The 20664-nt window shown below is 66.4% G+C and carries 23 protein-coding genes; 16 read left to right on the top strand and 7 right to left on the bottom strand.

Going from position 1 to position 20664, the window contains the following annotated elements:
- Positions 1–624: an L-threonylcarbamoyladenylate synthase gene (locus EYS42_RS03985; RefSeq protein ID WP_130966586.1), complete on the top strand. Its 624-nt coding sequence runs from the start codon at positions 1–3 to the stop codon at positions 622–624.
- Between the two features lie 30 nt (positions 625–654).
- Here the strand turns inward: EYS42_RS03985 and EYS42_RS03980 are convergent, their stop codons facing one another.
- Complete coding sequence (locus EYS42_RS03980; protein WP_130966585.1) at positions 655–1038, bottom strand: glutaredoxin family protein; 384 nt, start codon at positions 1036–1038, stop codon at positions 655–657.
- Positions 1039–1062: 24 nt separating this feature from the next.
- Entirely contained in the window at positions 1063–1692 is a 630-nt protein-coding gene (gene plsY, locus EYS42_RS03975) for a glycerol-3-phosphate 1-O-acyltransferase PlsY (RefSeq protein WP_130967284.1), read from the bottom strand.
- Positions 1693–1830: 138 nt separating this feature from the next.
- Here plsY and EYS42_RS03970 point away from each other — a divergent pair, with 138 nt between their 5' ends.
- The 11 genes from EYS42_RS03970 (at position 1831) to EYS42_RS03920 (ending at position 11021) form a co-directional block, all read left to right on the top strand.
- Positions 1831–2580, top strand: a complete 750-nt coding sequence (locus tag EYS42_RS03970) for a hypothetical protein (RefSeq protein ID WP_130966584.1) — start codon at positions 1831–1833, stop codon at positions 2578–2580.
- A gap of 49 nt (positions 2581–2629) precedes the next feature.
- Positions 2630–3748 carry an AI-2E family transporter gene (locus EYS42_RS03965; protein WP_130966583.1) on the top strand — a complete coding sequence of 373 codons (1119 nt, stop codon included), beginning with the start codon at positions 2630–2632 and terminating at the stop codon, positions 3746–3748.
- Positions 3745–4491 (top strand): DnaA regulatory inactivator Hda, encoded by a 747-nt coding sequence (gene hda, locus EYS42_RS03960; protein ID WP_245503498.1) that lies wholly within the window; start codon positions 3745–3747, stop codon positions 4489–4491. The genes EYS42_RS03965 and hda overlap by 4 nt, the downstream gene beginning before the upstream one ends.
- Complete coding sequence (locus EYS42_RS03955; protein ID WP_130966582.1) at positions 4488–5156, top strand: histidinol-phosphatase; 669 nt, start codon at positions 4488–4490, stop codon at positions 5154–5156. Before hda ends, EYS42_RS03955 begins: the two co-directional genes overlap by 4 nt.
- Entirely contained in the window at positions 5153–6805 is a 1653-nt protein-coding gene (pcnB, locus tag EYS42_RS03950; protein WP_130966581.1) for a polynucleotide adenylyltransferase PcnB, read from the top strand. Before EYS42_RS03955 ends, pcnB begins: the two co-directional genes overlap by 4 nt.
- Entirely contained in the window at positions 6802–7350 is a 549-nt protein-coding gene (gene folK / locus EYS42_RS03945; protein WP_130966580.1) for a 2-amino-4-hydroxy-6-hydroxymethyldihydropteridine diphosphokinase, read from the top strand. Before pcnB ends, folK begins: the two co-directional genes overlap by 4 nt.
- A 341-nt stretch (positions 7351–7691) precedes the next feature.
- Positions 7692–7904 carry a 30S ribosomal protein S21 gene (rpsU, locus tag EYS42_RS03940; protein ID WP_012346814.1) on the top strand — a complete coding sequence of 71 codons (213 nt, stop codon included), beginning with the start codon at positions 7692–7694 and terminating at the stop codon, positions 7902–7904.
- A gap of 175 nt (positions 7905–8079) precedes the next feature.
- Entirely contained in the window at positions 8080–8526 is a 447-nt protein-coding gene (locus tag EYS42_RS03935) for a GatB/YqeY domain-containing protein (RefSeq protein WP_130966579.1), read from the top strand.
- A gap of 71 nt (positions 8527–8597) precedes the next feature.
- Positions 8598–8954, top strand: coding sequence for a TIGR01244 family sulfur transferase (locus EYS42_RS03930; protein ID WP_130966578.1), 357 nt, complete (start codon positions 8598–8600; stop codon positions 8952–8954).
- A 16-nt stretch (positions 8955–8970) separates the two neighbouring features.
- A complete protein-coding gene (locus tag EYS42_RS03925; protein ID WP_130966577.1) occupies positions 8971–9501 on the top strand; it encodes a TRAP transporter small permease subunit in 531 nt (176 codons plus the stop codon).
- On the top strand, positions 9501–11021 hold the full coding sequence (locus EYS42_RS03920; protein WP_207301122.1) for a TRAP transporter large permease: 1521 nt from the start codon (positions 9501–9503) through the stop codon (positions 11019–11021). Before EYS42_RS03925 ends, EYS42_RS03920 begins: the two co-directional genes overlap by 1 nt.
- An 88-nt stretch (positions 11022–11109) precedes the next feature.
- On the opposite strand, the gene EYS42_RS03915 is transcribed toward EYS42_RS03920, so the two are convergent.
- The 3 genes from EYS42_RS03915 to pmbA form a co-directional block, all read right to left on the bottom strand.
- Positions 11110–11553 carry a YbaN family protein gene (locus tag EYS42_RS03915; RefSeq protein WP_130966575.1) on the bottom strand — a complete coding sequence of 148 codons (444 nt, stop codon included), beginning with the start codon at positions 11551–11553 and terminating at the stop codon, positions 11110–11112.
- A 311-nt stretch (positions 11554–11864) separates the two neighbouring features.
- Entirely contained in the window at positions 11865–12947 is a 1083-nt protein-coding gene (locus tag EYS42_RS03910; protein ID WP_130966574.1) for a TRAP transporter substrate-binding protein, read from the bottom strand.
- 35 nt (positions 12948–12982) lie between these two features.
- Complete coding sequence (pmbA, locus tag EYS42_RS03905) at positions 12983–14446, bottom strand: metalloprotease PmbA (RefSeq protein ID WP_130966573.1); 1464 nt, start codon at positions 14444–14446, stop codon at positions 12983–12985.
- 42 nt (positions 14447–14488) lie between these two features.
- On the opposite strand from pmbA, the gene yjgA reads away from it, so the two are divergent.
- A complete protein-coding gene (gene yjgA / locus EYS42_RS03900; protein WP_245503497.1) occupies positions 14489–15085 on the top strand; it encodes a ribosome biogenesis factor YjgA in 597 nt (198 codons plus the stop codon).
- A complete protein-coding gene (mog, locus tag EYS42_RS03895; protein WP_130966572.1) occupies positions 15078–15692 on the top strand; it encodes a molybdopterin adenylyltransferase in 615 nt (204 codons plus the stop codon). Before yjgA ends, mog begins: the two co-directional genes overlap by 8 nt.
- A 40-nt stretch (positions 15693–15732) precedes the next feature.
- Here mog and EYS42_RS03890 read toward each other — a convergent pair whose 3' ends face one another.
- Together EYS42_RS03890 and EYS42_RS03885 are read right to left on the bottom strand one after the other, a co-directional pair.
- On the bottom strand, positions 15733–17286 hold the full coding sequence (locus tag EYS42_RS03890; protein WP_245503496.1) for a M48 family metalloprotease: 1554 nt from the start codon (positions 17284–17286) through the stop codon (positions 15733–15735).
- Complete coding sequence (locus EYS42_RS03885) at positions 17283–18221, bottom strand: LysR family transcriptional regulator (protein WP_130966571.1); 939 nt, start codon at positions 18219–18221, stop codon at positions 17283–17285. The genes EYS42_RS03890 and EYS42_RS03885 overlap by 4 nt, the downstream gene beginning before the upstream one ends.
- 96 nt (positions 18222–18317) lie before the next feature.
- Between EYS42_RS03885 and EYS42_RS03880 the strand changes: the two genes are divergently transcribed.
- Together EYS42_RS03880 and EYS42_RS03875 are read left to right on the top strand one after the other, a co-directional pair.
- A complete protein-coding gene (locus EYS42_RS03880) occupies positions 18318–19547 on the top strand; it encodes an acyl-CoA dehydrogenase family protein (protein WP_130966570.1) in 1230 nt (409 codons plus the stop codon).
- Between the two features lie 30 nt (positions 19548–19577).
- Entirely contained in the window at positions 19578–20657 is a 1080-nt protein-coding gene (locus EYS42_RS03875) for a phosphotransferase family protein (RefSeq protein WP_130966569.1), read from the top strand.
- Positions 20658–20664 lie beyond the last annotated feature (7 nt).

Below are 20664 nucleotides of genomic sequence, written 5' to 3'. Positions count from 1 at the left end.
ATGGCCCAGTTGTTCGAGGTCCATCCGGACCACCCTCAGCAGCGCCTGCTTCGACAGGCCGCGCAACTGTTGCAGCAAGGGCAGGTGGTGGCCGTGCCGACCGACTCCAGTTATGCGCTGGTGTGCCACCTGGACGACAAGGCAGCTGTTGATGCCTTGCGTCGCATCCGGGGTGTCGACGAGCGCCATCACCTGACGCTGCTGTGCCGAGACCTGTCTGAGTTGGCGCAGTACGCACGTGTGGACAACCGGCAGTACCGCCTGCTCAAGCTGGGCACACCCGGGCCTTACACCTTCATCCTGGAGGCCACCAAAGAAGTGCCACGCCGGGTGTCGCACCCTTCAAGGCGCACCATCGGCCTTCGCGTGCCCGACCACAAGGCCCTTCAAGGCCTGCTCGAAGAAATGGGGCAACCCTTGCTGGCGACCACCCTGATTCTGCCGGGTGAAGACGATGCGCTGAATGATGCGCACGACATTCGTGAACGTCTGCAGAAGCAGGTGTCCGCCGTGATCGATGCCGGTGCCTGCGCCATGTCGCCCACCACCGTGGTCGACCTCAGCAGCGGCGAGGCGGTGGTGTTGCGTGAGGGGCGTGGGGAGCTGGCGGCGCTGGGACTGTGAGCCCTTGGGCGTTGCCCGGATGCGTGGGGTTCAGGGGCGAGGTCCGTTTTGCAGGGTGTTCAGCACGCCCTGCGCATTGAAGCCCAGCTGCCATTGCCCACGCACGTTCATCAGCGGCGTGCCGGGTGAACCGGCGGCCTGGTAGGTCTGCGCGCACTCGCGGTCGCGGTCGATGTCGCACTCGGTGTAGGGCACACCCCAGGCCTCCAGCTGGTCCATGGCCCGGTGGCAATACACGCAGGTGTCGGTGCTGTACATCACGATGTCGCCCGGGCGGGCGAGGGCGGCCAGTTGTCGGCCGGTTTCATCACCCTGGCGGCCTTGCCACCACTGCATGCCCAGGTACACGGCCAGCACGATCAGGGCGGGCGCCAGCCATTGGCGCCATGCCGGGGTGTCGATGGGGTTGGCCACGGTGTATGGGTGGTTGCTGTGGGGTCAGGATTTCGGGGCGGCTTTCTGGCCCAGCTTGCTTTCTTCGCCAGCCAGCAGCTTGCGGATGTTGGCCTCATGGCGCCAGATCAGCAGCACGCTCATCACCACCACACCCCAGAACATCACGCCCACGCCATTGAAGTGCCACTGCAGCACGGGCGCCGCCAGCGAAGCGGTCAGGGCCGCCAGCGACGAATAGCGGAAGATGGCGGCCATGGCCAGCCACACCAGCAGCGTCAGGCCGCCCATGGCCGGATCGAAAGCGAGCAGCGCACCTGCGGCCGTGGCCACGCCCTTGCCACCCTCGAACTTGAAGAACACGGGCCACAGGTGGCCCAGGAAGGCCCCCAGCCCCACGGCGGTCTGTACGTCCAGGCTCAGGCCCATGCGCTGAGCCACCACGATGGGCACATAGGCCTTCAGGGCGTCGAACACCAGGGTCAGGATGGCGGCTGCCTTGTTGCCCGAGCGCAGCACGTTGGTGGCACCCGGGTTGCCCGAGCCGTACGTGCGCGGGTCGCTCAGGCCGAACAGGCGGCTGACGATCACGGCAAACGACAGAGAACCGATCAGGTAGCCCAGCACGGCGCCCGCGGCCGACTGGGTCTGTGGGGAAAGGGCTTGCAGATCCATGGGTGTGGTGAGCCGATGGGGCGCGGCTCGGTGCTCGAAAAACGCGCCAGTGTAGCCGCTGCTAGGGGACATTCCCGTGACGGGGTGTGCAGGCACGGGGTGACAATGCAGTCGCTCAGATTCACCCCCCGCCCAGCCATGATTTCCTACGACCGTCAGAAACGCCCGAACCTGCTGCTGTGGGGCGGTGCCTTGGTGCTGGGTGCTGCGGTGGGGGCAGGCTTGTGGTGGCACCAGCAACAACAGGGGCCCGACGCAGCGAGCGGTGTGGCCGCGGTGTCTCCCGTCGAGCCTCCTGCGTCGGCGGCCGAGGCCTTGCGCAACCTGAGCACCCCGCCCGCTGTGCTCGATGACGGCCGGCCGGCCGACTTTTCGCCCGACGAGTGGAAGAGCCTCCAAGACACGGTGGGCAAGTCGCCCAATGGGGCGCAGGAGCTGGCCCGCGTGGCCAATTACCTGCGGTTTCAGCGCGCCTTCACCCAGTGGCAGGAGCTGAGCGAAAACGGCACGCCCGAACAGAGGCGCCCCTTGGCGGAAAAGTTGCTGCAGACCGTGCCGGAGCGCCTCAAGCAGTCCGAGGTGACCATCGGTGAGGCCCTCATGCTGGCCGCGGTGCTCTACAACGACATCGAGCCCGATGAAAGCGCCCGCGCTGCCAAGCTCGACGCTTATCGCATTCAGCTGGAGGCCGTGGCGCCCAAGGTCGATCAAGCCGCCGAGATGCGCGAAGCCAATTGCCTGGCCGAATACAAGCGACGTGAGGCGGTCATCCAGCAGGAGTACCTGTCGCAACCCGAGGGGCAGCGCGACCACAAGAAGTTCGAGACCGACCTCGATGCTGCCCACAAGGCCGTGTACGAGGCCACCGACTGCGCGGGCCGTCGCTGAGCGCGCACAGTCGGCGTGAGGGCCCAAGGGCCCGATAGAATCTCAGGCAATGAGCCGAGATGACCTTGCCCCCGTCGCACAGACACCCCCCGCGCGGTGGTGGCCCTGGCTGGTGGGCGTGCTGGTGGCAGCCCTGGCCTGGGGCATGAGCCGGCAGGCGGCGGTTTTCGCACCCTTTCTGTTGTCGTTCGCTCTGGCCTATGTGCTGCAACCTGCGGTTGAGGCGCTGGTGCGCCGCCGCTGGCCACGTGCCCTGGCGGCTGGCGTGGCGGTGCTGGGGGCAGGCGTGACCTTGGTGCTGCTGGCGGCCTTGCTGGTGCCCATCGTGATGGACCTGGTACCGCGCCTGCGCGAACAGTTGCCGGACCTGGCCCAGCGAGCCTGGCTGGGTCTGCAGCCCTGGCTGGCGCAAATGGGTCTCAAGGTGCCGCAGGAGCTGGCTGATTTCAAGCCGCTCATTGCCCGCCACCTCTCCACCCATGGCGAAGAGCTGTCCCAGGCCGTGCTCAATTCGGTCAAGGTGGGCGGCAGCGCCCTGTTCACCGTGGTGGGGCTGGTGGGGCTGGTGCCCATGCTGGCGTTTTACTGGTTGTGTGATTGGTCGCGCATCCTCGCGCTGGCCACCGGCCTGGTGCCAGTGCGCTGGCGGCGTGGCGTGCTGGCGGTGGCCAGTGAAACCGACACCGTCATGGGGCATTACCTGCGGGGGCAGTTGCTGGTGATGCTGATCCTGGCGGTGTACTACAGCGTCGGCCTGATGCTTTTCGGCCATGAGCTGGCCCTGCCCATCGGAGTGTTCACCGGGCTGGCGGTGTGCATCCCCTACCTGGGCTTTGGCCTCGGGCTGGTGCTGGCGCTGTTGTCGGGCGTGTTGCAGTTCAGTGCCGAAGGTGCGGCCTGGTGGTGGCCGTTCGTGGCGGTCGGCGTGGTGTATGGCATCGGCCAGGTGGTCGAAAGCATCGTGCTCACGCCCCGGTTGGTCGGTGAGCAGATCGGGCTGCATCCCCTGGCCGTGATCCTGGCGCTCATGCTGTTTGGCGCCATGCTGGGCTTTGTGGGGGTGCTGATTGCACTGCCTGTGAGCGCGTTGCTGATGGTGCTGGCCCGCCGGGCCCTGGTGGCCTATCAGGGCTCGGTCTGGTTCCAGGAGGACGGCCCTTCATCATGAGCGCAGTGCTTCAAAGCGCCTGGGCCCCCATGCGGCAACTGGCGCTCGACCTGGGCCCTTCTGACGTGCCCGGCCTGGACGATTTCGTGCAGGGCGACAACGCCGAGGTGCTGGCCTGGCTGCGTGCCTGGCCCGACAGTGCCACGCCCGGTGCACCCGCCTACCTGTGGGGCGCTGAGGGCCTGGGCAAGACCCACCTGCTCAAGGGCCTGGCCTCGCAGGCGCTGGGGCTGGGCTGGCATGTGCTGTGGCTGGATCCGCACGGCTTCCAGTCGTGGGACTGCGGTCAGCCGCAAGCCGCGACCCTGGTGCTGATGGACGACTGCGACCGTCTGGATGCCCAGCAGCAACACTGGGCTTTCAACCTGTTCATCGAGTGCGCAGCCAGCCTGGCGGAGGCCCCTGCAGGCACGCCGGTGGCCATCGCGATCGTGGCCGCCGGGCGAGTGCCGCCGGTGGATCTGCCTGTGCGCGACGACCTGCGCACCCGCCTGGGCTGGGGCCTCACATTTGCTGTGCACGCGCTGGGCGAAGACGACCTGCGCGAAGCTTTGCAACACGAAGCCCGCCGCCGCGGCCTGAAGCTGCACGAAGGCGTACTGCCTTACCTGCTCACGCACTGCCGCCGTGACCAGGGCTACCTGATGCGGCTGCTGGACCAACTTGACCGATTTGCGCTGGCCGAACAGCGGGGCGTGACCGTGCCCTTGCTCAAGCAGATGCTGGCGCTGGAGACCGCATGAACCTGTGCCTTTTCGACCTCGACCACACCCTGCTGCCGCTTGACTCCGACCACGAGTTCGGTGAGTTCCTGTGCCGCAGCGGCCTGGCCGATGCCGCGGCCTACCGTGCCCGCAACGACGCTTTCTATCAACAGTATTGCAATGGCACCCTGGTGCTGGCCGAGTACATCGAGTTCACCACCAGCGTGTGGCGCCGCATGAGCCCGACCGAGCAGGCCGATCTGCAGGCGCGTTTCCTGGCCGAAGTCATCCAGCCCGCCATCCGCCCGCAGGCCCTGGCCCTGGTCGAGCAGCACCGTGCGCAAGGCGACCTGATCGCCATCGTCACGGCCACCAACGAGTTCGTCACCCAGCCCATTGCCAGGGCGTTTGGCGTCGATCACCTGATCGCCGTGAAGCTCGTGCGCGACGCCGAAGGCCGCGTCACGGGTGAAATCGATGGTGTGCCGTCCTTCAGAGAGGGCAAAATCACGCGCGTCGAACAGTGGTTGGCCGAACGGGGCCATTCGCTCACCGATTTCCAACGCGTCAGCTTTTACAGCGATTCGCCCAACGACCTGCCCCTGCTGGAGCAGTCCACCGACCCGGTGGCCACCAACCCCAGTCCGGCGCTGGAGGCCGAGGCGAAAGCCCGCGGCTGGCGTCTGCTGAACCTCTTCCAATGATCAAGAGCCTCATCAACAAAATCCTGGCCCGCGGGCCGGCACGCGCCAAGGCGTCTTCCCAGACGTCGGCCCCCACGGGCGACGAAGCGCCGGCCAAGGCGCCCCGCAGCCGCGCCAAGAAGGCCAAGAGCAAGGCGCCCACCGGTGAGCGTGTGGAGCTGAACGCAGCCGATTGCGGCATCGACGTGCGCCTGGTCGACGAGCGGGCCTACAAGGTGGTCAGCACCCTGAAAGATGCCGGCTACGAGGCCTACATCGTGGGCGGCGCCGTGCGCGACCTGCTGCTGGGCTTGCGCCCGAAAGACTTCGACGTGGCCACCAACGCCACGCCCGAGCAGGTCAAGGGCCTGTTCCGCCGCGCCTTCATCATCGGCAAGCGTTTCCGCATCGTGCACGTGGTGTACGGCCGCGGGCGCGAGCACGAAGTGATTGAAGTGTCCACCTTCCGCGCCTACCTCGATGCCGGTGCGGCCGAGCAGGTCAGCGGCAACGAAAAAACGTCGCGCAAGGAGCTGGGCGACAAATCGCACGTGGTCGACGCCAGTGGCCGTGTGCTGCGCGACAACGTGTGGGGCCCCCAAGACCAGGATGCCGCGCGCCGCGATTTCACCATCAATGCCATGTACTACGACCCGATCGCGGGGGTGGTGGTGGACTACCACGGTGGCATCGACGACGCCCGTGCCCGCGTGTTGCGCATGATCGGTGAGCCCGACATGCGCTACCGCGAAGACCCGGTGCGCATCATCCGCGTGGTTCGCTTTGCGGCCAAGCTCGGTTTCGAGATCGAGCCTGGCACCCGTGCCCCGCTGCGCGACATGGCCAGCCTGCTGTCGAACGTGCCGCAGTCGCGCCTGTTTGATGAAATGATCAAGCTGCTGCAGACCGGCCATGCCCGCGCCTCGCTCGAAGAGTTGCGCAAGCAGGGCCTGGACCACGGTTTGTTCCCCATCCTGGACGCGGTGTTCGACCCGCAGCATCCGCCCAGCGAAGAGCGCCTCGAGTTCATCGACCTGGCCCTGGCCGACACGGACCGTCGCGTGGGCGAGGGCAAGCCGGTGGCGCCCAGTTTCCTGCTGGCCTGTCTGCTGTGGCACGACGTGCGCGACGAGTGGGACACCAACCTGCGCAACGGCGTGCCCAGCTTCCCCGCGCTGCAGCAGGCCACCGACGCGGTGTTCAACGCCCGCATTGGCGACATTTCAGGCCGTGGCAAGCTGGCCGCCGACATGCGCGAGATCTGGACCATGCAGCCGCGCTTCGACCGCCGCGTGGGCAATGGCCCGTACAGCCTGGTGCAGCAGCCGCGCTTCCGCGCTGGGTTCGACTTCCTGCGCCTGCGCGGGCAGGTCGGTGAGGTGGAGCCCGAGCTGGCCAACTGGTGGGAAGATTTCTCTCTGGCCGACGACGAAACCCGCGACGACCTGGTGGCCCAGGCCCGCGAGGCCGAGTCGCAGCGTCGACAGAGCCGTGCGCCCCTGGCCCGTGGCGCCGCCCCTTCGACCACGGGTACCGACGGTGGCCTGGCGGGTGAGGTGGGGGATGTGGGCGAGGGCGATGCCCCCGCCAAGAAGCGTCGTCGTCGCCGTCGCAAGCCGGCCGGCGAAGGCCGCCGCGGCGGCGCAGCATCGGGCGGGCCTGGCGAATGAGCCAACCCGTCGCCGGGCCGCGCAGTTTCCACGCCTGGATCGGCCTCGGGGCCAACCTGGGCGATGGCCCGGCCGCCTTGCGGGCCGCCGCGCAGGCCATCGGCCGCCTGCCGGGCACTCGGCTGGTGGCGGGCTCGTCGCTGTACCGTTCGGCGCCGGTCGATGCGTCTGGCCCTGACTACACCAACGCCGTGCTGCTGGTGCTGACCTCACTGGGTCCGCGTGAACTGCTGCATGCACTCCAGCGCCAGGAACTGGCTCAGGGCCGCGAGCGCCCGCACCACAACGCCCCGCGCACCCTTGACCTCGACATCATCTGGCACGGCGATCTGATCACCTGGAGCCCCGAGCTGGTGCTGCCGCACCCCCGCTACCGTCAGCGCGCGTTCGTGCTGGAGCCGCTGGCCGAGGTGCTCAAAGCCCTGTTGAACAACCCCGAGGTGGTGCTGGAAAGCTGGCCCCATGTTCCCGACATGGCCCACCGCCGTGCGCTGGCGCTGGCTCAGGGCATCGAAAAACTGCCGGAAACCTTGTGGCCGGCCTGAAAAAACGTGTGATCGGGGCGTGCCAAGGCTCCGAATGCGCGCCAAGCCCCTGATTTCTCTGGAATTCGCTGTTTTTTCAGAGTAGAATCGCAGGCTTTGTTGGTGGGGCTTGCTGCATGTTTGCAAAGGAAGTCCACTGACAGGCGCTGCAACCCGGCGCTGTGCACACCGAGACAGGTCAGCCCGTGTCCCTCCGCGAATCCGGACGTGGAACACGGGAACGGGCCAAGACCCTGGTGGCCGAAAGGCAGGTTTTCACCTTGTGTGGCAATGCGTTGGCAGTGCGGTCAGTGGCCGTGCAGAGGCCCTTTTGAATGCATTCAATCTGAAAGCGATCTGTAATGACGACCATCCGTGTCAAAGAAAACGAGCCTTTTGACGTTGCCCTGCGCCGCTTCAAGCGCACCATCGAAAAGCTGGGCCTGCTGACCGAACTGCGCGCCCGCGAGTTCTACGAAAAGCCCACCGCCGAGCGCAAGCGCAAGAAGGCTGCCGCCGTCAAGCGCCACTACAAGCGCGTGCGCAGCATGCAGCTGCCCAAGAAGCTGTACTGATCGCTTCGGTCCCTTCTTTGCCGCCGAGCGTCATGATCTGACCTCGGTGCTGCAACCAAAGCCCGCGCGGGGACGCCCATGCGGGCTTTCGCTTTTTCAAGGCATCCATGTCAGGGCACCTGCAGTGCCCTCGTGTTGCCCAGTCCTCTGAACCTCTGACGCCCCAGGAGCCCCCATGAGCCTCAAAGCCCGCATCAACGACGACATGAAGGCCGCCATGCGCGCCAAGGAAGCCGAGCGCCTCGGCACCATCCGCATGCTGCTGGCGGCCATGAAGCAAAAGGAAGTGGACGAGCGCGTGGAGCTGGACGACGCCATGGTGGTGGCCATCGTCGACAAGCTGATCAAGCAGCGCAAGGACGCTGCCGAGCAATACACCGCCGGTGGTCGCCCTGACCTGGCCGACAAGGAAAAGTCGGAAATCACGGTGCTGGAGCTGTACCTGCCCCAGCGCATGAGCGCCGATGAGATCAAGGCTGCCATTGCCGCCATCGTGGCCGAAGTGGGCGCTGCCGGCCCTGGCGACATGGGCAAGGTCATGGGTGCCGCCAAGCAGCAGCTGGCGGGCAAGGCCGACATGGGCCAGGTGTCGGCCGCTGTGAAGGCTGCGCTGGCGGGTTGACCCCGAGTCGGCAGGCGCCGCCAGAGGTGGTTGCCTGCACGACAATGCTGACATTCCACCCAGGAGGCCCCATGAGCCAGATCACCCTGCAACCCATTGCCGAAGACGTCTACGCGGCGCCGCAGTTGTCGGCAGAAGCCATGGCCGCCGCGGCCGAAGCCGGCTTCAAGGCCGTGATGAACAATCGTCCCGACATGGAAGGGGGCCCTGATCAGCCCTCGAGCGCCAGCATCGAGGCCGCTGCCCAGGCGGCAGGTCTGGCCTACGCCTACCTGCCTGTGCAGGGCGGCTACCAGTCGCCTGAAGAGATCGCACAATGCGCCGAGCTGCTCAAGAGCCTGCCGCGCCCGCTGCTGATGTTCTGCCGCAGTGGCGCCCGTTCGACCCGGCTGTTCATGCAGGCCCAGGCCCTGGATGAGCGGGGCTGACGCAGGCAGGGGCGCGATGCAAGCCTTCATCCGACTGATCGATGGCCTGTCGCGTGCGCTGGGTGTGCTCGCGGCCTGGGCCCTGCTGCTGGCCTGCGCCATCAGCGCTGGCAATGCCGTGCTGCGCTATGCCTTCAGCATCGGCTCGAACGCCTGGCTGGAGGCACAGTGGTACCTGTTTGCACTGGCGGTGATGGCGGGCGCGCCCATGCTGTTGCGCCTGAACGAGCACGTGCGGGTTGACGTGGTCTATGGCGGGCGTGAGCCCCGCACCAGGGCATGGATCGATGCACTGGGCTTGTTGTTCGTGCTGCTGCCGGTGTGTGCGCTGGTGGTGCACCTGTCGTGGCAATTTGCACTGGATTCCTACCACCAGCATGAGTTGTCGCCCAGCGCGGGTGGCCTGATCCGCTGGCCGGTCAAGATGGCCATTCCGGTGGGCTTTGCCTTGCTGGCCCTGCAGGGCCTGGCCGAATTCTTCAAACGTGTTCAGTACCTGCGCGGCCAGGGCGTGGACCTGCCCCAGTACGAAAGGCCGCTGCAATGATCGCCATGGAGCAAATGGCCCCCGTCATGTTCGGGGCGCTGATCCTGGTCATGCTGCTGGGCTTCCCGGTGGCCTTCTCACTGGCCGGGTTGGGCCTGGGCTTTGGCTATTTCGCCGTCAGTCAGGGCTTTTTCACCGAGGCCTTCATGGGCAACCTGCCCATCCGGCTGTACGGGGTGCTCAGCAACGAGTTGCTGCTGTCCATTCCCTTTTTCACCTTCATGGGCGCCATCCTAGAGCGCTGCGGCCTGGCCGAAGACCTGCTCGAAGGCACGGGGCAATTGTTCGGCAGCAAGCCGGGTGGCCTGGCCTTTGCCGTTATCCTGGTGGGCGCCATCCTGGGTGCCATCACGGGCACCGTGGCCGCCAGCGTGATCGCCATGGGCGTCATTTCGCTGCCAGTCATGATGCGCTACGGCTACGACATGCGCTTCGCCACAGGCGTGATCGCAGCCTCAGGCACCATCACGCAACTGATCCCGCCGTCGCTGGTGCTGGTGGTGCTGGCCGACCAGCTGGGCCGTTCGGTGGGCGACATGTACCTCGGCGCGATTGGCCCCTCGCTGCTGCAAACCGCCATCTTCCTGCTGTTCACCTGGGCCGTGGTGGTGTTCCGCCCGCACTGGGTGCCGCCCCTGCCTCCCGAAGCTCGCACCTTGCAAGGCTCGGCCCTGCTCAAGCGGGTGCTGTGGGGCATGGTGCCCTCTGTCGTGCTGATCTTCCTGGTGCTGGGCACGTTGTTCATGGGCCTGGCCACGCCGACCGAGGCGGGCGCCCTGGGCGCCTTGGGTGGCATGGCCTTGGCCGCGCTGCACAAGCGGTTGAGCTGGGCTCTGGTGTGGCAGGCCATGGACAGCACCTTCCGTGTCACCACGATGGTGATCTTCATCCTGCTGGGCTCCAGCGTGTTCTCGCTGGTGTTCCAGGGTGTGGACGGTCACATCTGGATCGAGCACCTGCTCACCAACCTGCCAGGCGGCCCGATTGGCTTCCTGATCGCGGTGAACATCTTCGTGTTCTTCCTGGCGTTCTTCCTCGACTTCTTCGAGATCGCCTTCATCATCGTGCCGCTGCTGGCGCCGGTGGCGCAGAAGCTGGGCATCGACCTGGTGTGGTTCGGCGTGCTGCTGTGCGTGAACATGCAGACCAGTTTCATGCACCCGCCCTTTGGTTTTGCGCTGTTCTACCTGCGTGGGGTGGCCGACCAGATCCACAAGAGCGGGGCCATTGCGCGGCCCATCCAGTCGCGCGACATCTACCTGGGTGCCATTCCTTGGGTGCTGCTGCAGCTGTCGCTGGTGGCCATCGTGATTTTCTGGCCCGAGTCGGTCACGGCCTTCCTCGACAAGGAAGAGGTCGTGAACGTCGACGATGTGAAGATCGAGATGCAGATCGAAGACACGGGGGCGGATCCGCTGGCCCCGATGGTTGAGGAGTCGGCATCTGGGGCCGAGCCGGTACCCAGCGCGGCAGACATGGCCGACCCCTCATTGATCGACCCCAACACGCTGCGGCCCTGATGGTCGCTCCTCGGTCATCTCTTCAGATGATCGGTCGAAAGCACAAAAGCCCTCCGGCGGAGGGCTTTTTGCTGGGCGCTGGCCAGACTCAGGCAGCCGGTTCTTCGCGGCTGACGATGAATGCCACCAGCGCGATCAGGCCGCAAGCCACGGCCCACAGCACGGGCTTGTTGCCCAGCGCCCAGGCCGTGAGGGCCAGGCTGGTACCGATGCCCAGTGTGGCGGCCACCTTGCCCTTGCGGGTGATCTGGCGGTGTTCCACCCACAGGCGCAGGCTGGCACCGTAGCGGGGGTGGCTGAGCAGGCGTTCGCGCAGGGCCGGGTCGCCCTTGCCGTAGGCCCACAGGCCGATCAGCAGGAACACGGTGGTGGGCATCAGGGGGATGAAGGCGTTGACCACTCCGATGCCGAAACACAGCATGCCGAACGTGCGCCAGGTGCGGGCCAGGGCCCGGTCACCCCAGTCGGCCGTGCGGGCCGGGGCAACGATGGCTGAGGGCAGGGCGGTGGTGGCGTTTCTCGCGGCGTTCATGGGCAGCTCCTGACAACTCCAGCTTACAAGGTTCTTCGGGTGGCGCGCGCAGAAATTGATCTGGACAAACCGCTTGTGTGCCCCACGCCGCGCAACTGTGTCACGGTTGCGTCAAGGTGCGGGCCCGATGTCGCAAGGGGTTCCTGCACGAGGCGTGGCGCGCCATGGGTGCACTGTAGGCCGGCATGGGTGGCCGGTCCAATTGCAAAAGCTTCTGGCCACGTTGCACAAAATCGATCACCACCTTCTTGAGGCGGGAGCAGGCGTGAAAAAGGGGCCCGAAGGCCCCTGGTGTCTGCGCTCTGGCAAGCTCACAGCTTGGCCGACTGCATGAAGCGGTCAAAGGTGGCCTCGGTGAAGCGGAACCACATGTTCTGGTCGGCGCGGAACTTGGCGTAGTCGGTGTACACCTTCTTCCAGTTCGGGTTCTTGTCGTTGAGCTCGCTGTAGATGGTCATGGAGTGCTTGAACGCGGCGTCCATCACTTCCTTGGGGAACTGCACCAGCTGGGTCTTGCTGCCCACCAACTGCTTGAGTGCCATCGGGTTGCGGGCATCGTAGCGGGCCTGCATTTCATTGTGGGCCAGCGCTGCCGCAGCTTCCACCATGGCCTTGTACTCGGCCGGCAAGGCGTTGTAAGCCTTGGTGTTGATGAAGAAGTCGAGCTGCGGGCCACCTTCCCACCAGCCGGGGAAGTGGTAGTACGGGGCCACCTTGTGGAAGCCGAGCTTCTGGTCGTCGTAAGGGCCCACCCATTCGGCCGCGTCGATCGTGCCTTTTTCCAGGGCCTGGTAGATCTCGCCGCCTGGCAGGTTCTGGGGCACGGCGCCCATGCGCTCGATCACGCGGCCGGCAAAGCCACCGATGCGCATTTTCAGGCCCTTCATGTCGGCCAGCGACTTGACCGGCTTGCGGTACCAGCCACCCATCTGCGCGCCGGTGTTGCCGCCCGGGAAGTTGATGATGTTGTACTGGGCGTAAAACTCGCGCATGAGCTTCATGCCGTTGCCTTCGAACATCCAGGCCGACATCTGACGAGAATTCAGACCGAAGGGGATGGTGCAGCCGATGGCGAAGGTTTCGTCCTTGCCCACGAAGTAATAGGGCGCGGTGTGGGCGATTTCGACCGTGCCGTTCTGCACGCCGTCGACCACGCCGAAGGCGGGCATCAGTTCACCACCCGCGTGCACCGAAATCTGGAACTTGCCGCCCGACATCTCGTTCACTTTTTTGGCGAACACATCGGCTGCACCAAAGATGGTGTCCAGCGACTTGGGGAAGCTGGAGGCCAGGCGCCAGCGGATCTGGGTCTGGGCATGGACGATGCCGGGGGCGGCACCCGCAGCCAGCACGCCGGCCAGACCCGCGTGGTTGATGAAGGAACGACGTTGCATGAGGGTCTCCTGGAGTGGTGGTGTGTGCCGAGGGCTCAGTGGCCCGCGATCTTCATTTTCTCGATCAGGACCGAGCCGATGGTCTTGCTGCCGTAGGTGTAGGCGTCAGCGCCCACGGCCACGATCTGCTGGAACATGTCGCGCAGGTTGCTGGCGATGGTGATCTCGTGCACAGGGTAGGCGATGACACCGTTTTCCACCCAGTACCCCGAGGCCCCGCGCGAGTAATCACCCGTGACGTAGTTGACGCCCTGGCCCATCAGTTCGGTCACGAACAGGCCGGTGCCCAGCTTGCGCAGCATGGCGGGCAGGTCGTCACCGGGCTTGGTGAGGCGGCTGCGCAGGGTCAGGTTCTGCGAACCGCCGGCGTGACCGGTGGTCTTCATGCCCAGCTTGCGGGCCGAGTAGCTCGACAGGAAATAGGCCTGCGTGACGCCGCTGGCCACCACCTTGCGCTTGCGGGTGAGCACGCCCTCGTCGTCGAAGGGGGCGCTGCCCTTGCCGCGCAGCACGTGGGGGTCTTCCAGGATGTCGATGTGTTTGGGCAGCACCTGCTGGCCCAGGCAGTCGACCAGAAAGGTCGACTTGCGGTACAGCGCGCCCCCACTCGTGGCCTGCACATAGGCGCCCAGCAGGCCGGCGGCCAGGGTGTTTTCGAACAGCACGGGCACTTCGCAGGTGGCGATCTTGCGGCCCTTCAGGCGCGACAGCGCGCGTTCGGCGGCGTAGCGGCCCACGGCTTCGGGGCGGGCCATGTCTTTGGCCGAGCGCTCTGAGGTGTACCAGAAGTCGCGCTGCATGTCGTTGCCACGCCCCGCAATGGGCGAGACCGACAGCGAGTGCCGCGAGCTGGCGTACCCGCCACGAAAGCCCCTGCTGTTGCCAGAAAAGAAGTGCGACTGCTGCGCCGACACCGAAGCGCCTTCCGAGTTGGTGATGCGCTTGTCGACCGCCAGCGCAGCCGCCTCGCCCCGCATGGCCAGTTCGGCTGCCTTGTCGGCGGTGATGTTCCAGGGGTGGAACAGGTCCAGGTCGCGCAGGGCGGCCTTGCCCATCGCCATGTCTTCCACGTCCGGCAGGCCGGCCATGGGATCTTCTGCCGTGAAGCGCGCGATGTCGTAGGCGGCGCGCACGGTCTGCTCCAGGGAGGCGGGCGAGAAATCAGAGGTGCTGGCGTTGCCACGGCGCTGACCCAGGTACACCGTCACGCCGATGGACTTGTCGCGGTTGCGCTCGACGTTTTCCAGCTTGCCCTTGCGCACCGACACGCTCAGGCCGGCGCCTTCGGACACTTCTGCACCGGCATCGGAGGCGCCCATCTTGCGGGCCAGCTCCAGCGTCTGCTCGATCAGGTCCTTGAACTCGTCACGGCTGTAGGCAAAGCCTGCGGCCGGCTTGGCGCTGGCTTGTGCGCCGTGTTTCGCAGTGGGGGATGCAGGGCGCTTGGCGCTGGTCGAAGGGGTGCGGGGCGAGGCAGAAGCGGTCTTGCGGGTGGCCATGGGTTGGTGCCTTGAAGAGGTGCCTCGTATCATAGCGATGACATGAACCCGAATTACCACCCTTCAAAAGGCCCGAAGTCGGCTCCCGACGATCTGGCCGACATGGCGCCCAGCCGCAGCGCGCTCAAACGCGCCAGTGACGACCTGCAGAAACTCGGCAAGCAGCTGCTCGATCTGCCCGACAGCCGCCTCGATGCCATCGGCATGCCCGAGAACCTGCGCGAGGCGCTGGCCGACTACCGCCGCACCCGGTCGTTCGAAGGCAAGCGCCGCCAGCTGCAGTACATCGGCAAGGTGATCCGCAGCGTCGATGCCGAGCCTCTTCGCGAAGCTGTGGCGGCCTTCCAACTGGGCCATGCCCAGGACGCTCTGGCCCTGCACGAGGCCGAGGCCTGGCGCCGCCGCCTGATCGATGACGAAAAGACCGCGCTGGACGACTGGCTGGCCCAGCATCCGGGCACCGATGTGCAGCAGCTGCGTACGCTGATCCGCAATGCCCGCAAGGACGCCGCCCTGACGCCCGACAAGCGCAATGGCAAGGCCTTCCGCGAGCTGTTCCAGCTGATCAAGGCGGCCCTGCTGGCCGGTGACGCGGGCGCCACCGATGAGATCGTTGAGCCCGAGGGCGACGATGAGTGAGCTGCCGCCCGTGGTGCTGCAGCCCGTGCGCATTGGCGTGGTGTCGGTGAGTGACCGCGCCAGCACCGGTGTCTATGAAGACAAGGGCCTGCCGGCCTTGCAGGACTGGCTGGGGCGTGCGGTGCGCAACCCGGTGGAGTGGGTGCCCCGCCTGATCCCTGACGACCGCGCCGTGATCGCGCAGACCTTGCGTGAACTGGTTGATGACGCCGGTTGCCACCTGGTGCTGACCACCGGCGGCACAGGCCCGGCGGTGCGCGACGTGACGCCCGATGCCACCCTGGATGTGGCCGACAAGGAAATGCCGGGCTTTGGCGAGCAGATGCGCCAGATCAGCCTGCGGTTCGTGCCCACGGCCATCTTGTCGCGGCAGAGGGCCGTGATCCGCAAGCAGGCCCTGGTGCTGAACCTGCCGGGGCAGCCCAAGTCGATCGCGGAAACGCTGGAAGGGCTGCGCGATGCCGAAGGGCGCTCGGTGGTGCCGGGCATCTTTGCGGCCGTGCCCTACTGCATCGACCTGATCGGCGGCCCTTACATCGACACCCGCCCTGAGGTGTGCGAGGCCTTCCGGCCCAAGACGGCACGCCGTGTGGTGATCGAGGCCTGAGTTTCAGCGCGGGGCCCGGCGTGGATCCGGGCCTTGCCAATCAGGGCTTGGCCACCACGTTCTTGACGCTGGCGCCCACCTGGGGCTCGCCGCCACCGTAGTACCCATTGAGCAGCCGCAGTGCCGGTTCGGCCGGGCTGCCACTGCCTGCCAGCGCGCTGCGTGCGACCAGGCCACTCCAGCCGGTTTTCGGGAAGGTGTCTTTCACCACCACCCAAGGCTTGGCCAGGGCCTGATCGGCTGGGCCGAGCGGCCGGAAGCTTCCTTCGGCGGCGGCCAGCGCCTGGCCATTCACGCTGTAGGCCTGCGCATTGCGCGCCATGGGCACCAGCAGGTACACCTGCCCTTTGGGGCCGTCGACCACGGTGGCCTGCACCTCCTGCACCTGCCCCTGGCTGTTGCGCCTCTGGCCCATGAAGCGCGTGGCGTTCAGGCCATTGAGCTGGCTGGGCTGGGTGCGGCCCGCCGTGGGCTGCAACGCTTGCTGGATGATGCGGGCGTGGTCACGGCCCGCCGAGGCGGGCGCCAGTTTCATCACCAGGGCAGCGTTGCCGTCGGCTGTGGCCACCGTGAGGGTGTCGGCGCCGTTCTGGATGCGCCAGCCAGGCGGGGCGGTCAGGGCGATGCCCAGGCCAGGGTGCAGGAAATGGGCGCCTCGCACCAGGCCTTGTTCGGGGCTGTCGCCAAAGGCCATGTCCTGGATGGCGGCCAGGTAGCGCTGCCTGCCGTCGTCGGCATAGCGGCCCTGGTCGGGGCCTGGGTAACGGGCGGCCACCTCGCGGATGTCCTGCAGGCGCTTGTCGTTGCTGGGGTGGGTGGCCAGCCAGTCGTTGCCACCTGATGCCTGGCGCCCTTGCGCGCGGGCCTGGTCGGCAGCATGGCTTTCCTGGTTCTTGAGCACCTGGATCACGTCGACCATGTTGGCCGGGTTGTAGCGGCTGCGGGCCAGGTATTCCGCGCCAAGTCGGTCGGCTTCGGTCTCGTGTTCGCGGCTGTGGCTGGCGATGAGGCCCGAGGCCACGCTTTGCGACACGTCGCTGGCCATGCGGCCCGCACCGCTCACGCCTTTTGCTTCCAGCACCGCACCCAGCACCGAGGCGGCCAGCACGCCGATGGACGCGGTTTGCTGCTGCGTGGCCTGCTGCGCGCCGTGCCGTGCGGTCACGTGGCCGATTTCATGGCCCAGCACGCCGGCCAGATCGGCCTCGCTGTCGAGGTAGGCCATCAGCCCGCGGGTGATGTACACATAGCCGCCGGGCAGAGCGAAGGCGTTGATCACGGGGCTGTCGAGCACGGTGAAGTGCCAGGTGAGTTCGGCGCGGTGCGATTGCTTCGCCAGTTTCTGGCCCACCTCGTTCACATAGGCCTGCAGCTTCGCATCGGGGTACTGGCCGTATTCCTTCAGGATCTCCTGGTGGTTCTTGCTGCCGGTGGCCACTTCCTGCTTTTCGTCCATCACGGTGCGCTGCAGCTGGCCGGTCACAGGGTTGCGCACCTGGGTGCCGCAGCCGGTCAGGGCCAAGGAGATCACCAAGGTGGCGAGCAGGGTGGGGCGGATGCGGCTCATGCGGTTCAAGCGGTTCAAACGGCTCATGCAGTGTGCTCCAGCTGCGCCAGTTCGCCCTGCACGGTCTGCAGGATGCGCTGGCGCAGCCATTGGTTGGTGGGGTCGTCTTCGGCGCTGCTGTGCCAGTACAGGTGGGCGTCCAGCTGGGCCGAAATCAAGGGGAAGGGGTGCAGCCGGTTGTCGAACTGCCGATTGGCCACGCGGGCGTATTGCTCGGGCATGGTCAGCAGCATGTCGGTCATGCTGACCACACGGCAGGCCGCGAAGTAGTGGCGGCAACGCAGGCCGATCTGCCGGCGCAGGCCCTGGCGGCTGAGCTCGTGGTCTTCAATGCCCAGGCCCTGCTTGCGGGCCGAGACCAGCACGTGCGAGGCGGCCAGGTAGGTGTCCAGGTGCACCGGACCCGCACCGATCAGGGGGTGGTCGCGGTGGGCCACCACGACGAGCCGGTCAAGCACCAGGCGGGTGTGCTGCACCTCAGGCGCCACGGGCAGCGCGATGTCGATGATGGCGTCGACACGGCCCTGGCGCAGGGCGTCGGCCAGGTCGGCCCGCTCGATCTGCACGCACTGCACACTGACCCCCGGGGCATGCTGCCGGATGTGGGCCATCAGGCCGGGCAGGGTAAGCGATTCCAGGATGTCGCGCATGCCGATGGTGAACACCCGGTCAGAGGTCTCGGGCACGAAGCCCAGCGATTGGGGCGATTTGATGCCCGCCTGCAGGCTGGTCAGCGCGCGTCGCACCACGGGCATCAGCTGGCGGGCGTAGGGTGTGGGGATCATGCGCCGGCCCTGCCGCACGAACAGCGGGTCGTCCAGGTGTTCGCGCAGGCGGGCCAGGGCATGGCTGACGGCCGGCTGGCTCAGGTGCAGCTCGCGCGCAGCCGCCGTGAGCGAGCCCGTTTGCACGATGGCGTCGAACACCGGGAAGAGGTTGAGGTCGATCTTGCTGAGATTCACGCCGTTGATGGTATCGGATTCAAAGAATTCATTGGATGGATGGTCGTGCCTTTCCTACACTGGCGCCGCACGGCGTTTTCACATCAGGAGACAAGCATGGATTTCGGTCATTCCCCTCGGGCCCAGGATTACATCGCGCGGGTGCAGGCCTTCATGCGCGACCACATCTTCCCGGCCGAGGCGGCCTACCACGCACAGATGACCGGCAGCCCCGACTGGCGCCAGTGGCGTCAGCCCGCCATCATGGAAGACCTCAAGGCCAAGGCGCGTGCCGCCGGGCTGTGGAACCTCTTCCTGAAAGACCCGCACCATGGCGCAGGCCTGAACGTGGTCGAATATGCCGCGCTGGCCGAGCTGATGGGCCACAACACCATGGCCGCGGAGGTGTTCAACTGCAACGCGCCCGACACCGGCAACATGGAAGTGCTGCACATGTACGGCACCCATGCGCAGCAACAGCAGTGGATGCTGCCCCTGCTGGAGGGCAAGATCCGCTCGGCCTTCTGCATGACCGAGCCCGAGGTGGCCTCGTCGGATGCCACCAACATGGCCGCCACGGCGGTGCCCGAAGGCGATGAGGTGGTCATCAACGGCCGCAAGTGGTTCAGCTCGGGCATCGGGCACCCGAACTGCAAGGTGCTGATCTTCATGGGCCTGACCGACCCCACGGCCGAACGCCACAAGCGCCATTCCATGATCCTGGTGCCGCTGGACACGCCCGGCGTGAAGATCCAGCGCATGCTGCCAGCCTTCGGCGTGTACGACGAGCCTTTCGGCCACGGTGAAGTCACCTTTGACAACGTGCGCGTGCCCAAAGAGAACATCATTGCCGGCCTGGGGCGTGGCTTCGAGATCGCCCAGGGCCGCCTGGGTCCGGGGCGCATCCACCACTGCATGCGCTGCATCGGGGGCGCCGAGCGCGCCTTGCAACTGATGACGGCGCGTGGCGACCAGCGGGTGGCCTTTGGCAAGCCCCTGAACCAGCTGGGTGGCAATGTCGATGTGATCGCCAATGCGCGCATGGCCATCGAGCAGGCCCGCCTGCTGACCTTGAAAGCCGCCTGGATGATGGACACCGTGGGCGTGAAGGCCGCCATGAGCGAGATCTCGATGATCAAGGTGGTGGCGCCCAACATGGCGCAGGCCGTGATCGATGCGGGCATCCAGATGCATGGTGCCCTGGGCGTCACGCTCGACACCCCGCTGAGCACGCTGGCCGCCTATGTGCGCACCGTGCGCCTGGCCGATGGCCCAGACGAAGTGCACCGCAAGGTGGTCGCGAAATTCGAGCTCGCACGCCAGCGCCTGGCCCGTGGCGAAGCCTGACCCTCACACGAACACCCTGGAGCAACCCTGATGAGCAAGAGCAAACCCCTGATCGATGGCGCGGTGGACGTGCGGGCTGGCGAAGAAGTCGACCTGGCCCGCGTGGGCGACCACCTGCGCGCACAGGGCATGGTGCTGGTGGGCGAGCCCCGCCTGCAGCAGTTTCCCGGCGGGGCGTCGAACCTGACCTACCTGATCCGCTACGACAACATCGACCTGATCCTGCGCCGCCCGCCTTTCGGGCACATCGCCAAGTCGGCCCATGACGTGGTGCGCGAGGCGCGCATCATGCAGGCCCTGCGCCCGGTGTACCCGGCCGTGCCCGAAATCTACGCCATCTGCGAAGACGTGGACGTGATCGGCGCGCCGTTTTATGTGATGCAGCGCCTGGTGGGCATCATCCCGCGGCAGAACTTCTCGCCCGAGATGAACCTCGATGCGCCGCGCACGCGCCAGCTGTGTCTGAACGTGCTCGACAAGCTCATCGAGCTGCACACGCTCGACCCGGCCCAGGCCGGCCTGGACACGCTGGGCAAGGGCGAGGGCTATGTGGCCCGTCAGGTGGAAGGCTGGAGCAAGCGATTCCGTGCCGCGCACACCGATGACGTGGGCAACTTCGAGACCGTGATGGCCTGGCTGGAGGCCAAGCAGCCGAAGCAGGAAGTGGCCATCCGCCTGATCCACAACGACTACCGCTTCGACAACGTGGTGCTCGACCCGCAAGACCCCTTGAAGGTGATCGGCGTGCTCGACTGGGAAATGGCCACCCTGGGGGACCCCATGATGGACCTGGGCAGCTCGCTGGCTTACTGGGTGCAGGCCGATGACGACATGTTCATGCTGGGCTCGCGCCGCCAGCCCACCAACGCCCCGGGCATGCTGACGCGCCGCGAGGTGATCGAGTACTACGGCGCCAAGACCGGCTGGAGCGTGGCCAACTTCGATTTCTACGAGGTGTACGGCCTGTTCCGCCTGATGGGCATCGTCCAGCAGATCTACAAGCGGTTCAAGGAAGGCAACGCCCGCAACCCGGTGTTTGCCACCTTCGGGCCCTTTGCCGACTACCTGGGGCAGCGCTGCGAACGCATCATGGCGGCGTCCAGCCTGTGAGTTTTCA

It is taken from the genome of Aquabacterium lacunae, assembly GCF_004310865.1.
GTDB classification, from domain to species: Bacteria; Pseudomonadota; Gammaproteobacteria; order Burkholderiales; family Burkholderiaceae_C; genus Aquabacterium; species Aquabacterium lacunae.
This window is presented reverse-complemented; position numbering and strand designations above follow the sequence as displayed.

Coding starts and splice junctions, on each gene's coding strand:
- EYS42_RS03985 (WP_130966586.1), top strand. CDS start 1: ATGGCCCAGTTGTTCGAGGTCCATCCGGACCACCCTCAGCAGCGCCTG.
- plsY (WP_130967284.1), bottom strand. CDS start 1,692: ATGGATCTGCAAGCCCTTTCCCCACAGACCCAGTCGGCCGCGGGCGCC.
- EYS42_RS03970 (WP_130966584.1), top strand. CDS start 1,831: ATGATTTCCTACGACCGTCAGAAACGCCCGAACCTGCTGCTGTGGGGC.
- EYS42_RS03965 (WP_130966583.1), top strand. CDS start 2,630: ATGAGCCGAGATGACCTTGCCCCCGTCGCACAGACACCCCCCGCGCGG.
- hda (WP_245503498.1), top strand. CDS start 3,745: ATGAGCGCAGTGCTTCAAAGCGCCTGGGCCCCCATGCGGCAACTGGCG.
- EYS42_RS03955 (WP_130966582.1), top strand. CDS start 4,488: ATGAACCTGTGCCTTTTCGACCTCGACCACACCCTGCTGCCGCTTGAC.
- pcnB (WP_130966581.1), top strand. CDS start 5,153: ATGATCAAGAGCCTCATCAACAAAATCCTGGCCCGCGGGCCGGCACGC.
- folK (WP_130966580.1), top strand. CDS start 6,802: ATGAGCCAACCCGTCGCCGGGCCGCGCAGTTTCCACGCCTGGATCGGC.
- rpsU (WP_012346814.1), top strand. CDS start 7,692: ATGACGACCATCCGTGTCAAAGAAAACGAGCCTTTTGACGTTGCCCTG.
- EYS42_RS03935 (WP_130966579.1), top strand. CDS start 8,080: ATGAGCCTCAAAGCCCGCATCAACGACGACATGAAGGCCGCCATGCGC.
- EYS42_RS03930 (WP_130966578.1), top strand. CDS start 8,598: ATGAGCCAGATCACCCTGCAACCCATTGCCGAAGACGTCTACGCGGCG.
- EYS42_RS03925 (WP_130966577.1), top strand. CDS start 8,971: ATGCAAGCCTTCATCCGACTGATCGATGGCCTGTCGCGTGCGCTGGGT.
- EYS42_RS03915 (WP_130966575.1), bottom strand. CDS start 11,553: ATGAACGCCGCGAGAAACGCCACCACCGCCCTGCCCTCAGCCATCGTT.
- EYS42_RS03910 (WP_130966574.1), bottom strand. CDS start 12,947: ATGCAACGTCGTTCCTTCATCAACCACGCGGGTCTGGCCGGCGTGCTG.
- pmbA (WP_130966573.1), bottom strand. CDS start 14,446: ATGGCCACCCGCAAGACCGCTTCTGCCTCGCCCCGCACCCCTTCGACC.
- yjgA (WP_245503497.1), top strand. CDS start 14,489: ATGAACCCGAATTACCACCCTTCAAAAGGCCCGAAGTCGGCTCCCGAC.
- mog (WP_130966572.1), top strand. CDS start 15,078: ATGAGTGAGCTGCCGCCCGTGGTGCTGCAGCCCGTGCGCATTGGCGTG.
- EYS42_RS03890 (WP_245503496.1), bottom strand. CDS start 17,286: ATGAGCCGTTTGAACCGCTTGAACCGCATGAGCCGCATCCGCCCCACC.
- EYS42_RS03880 (WP_130966570.1), top strand. CDS start 18,318: ATGGATTTCGGTCATTCCCCTCGGGCCCAGGATTACATCGCGCGGGTG.
- EYS42_RS03875 (WP_130966569.1), top strand. CDS start 19,578: ATGAGCAAGAGCAAACCCCTGATCGATGGCGCGGTGGACGTGCGGGCT.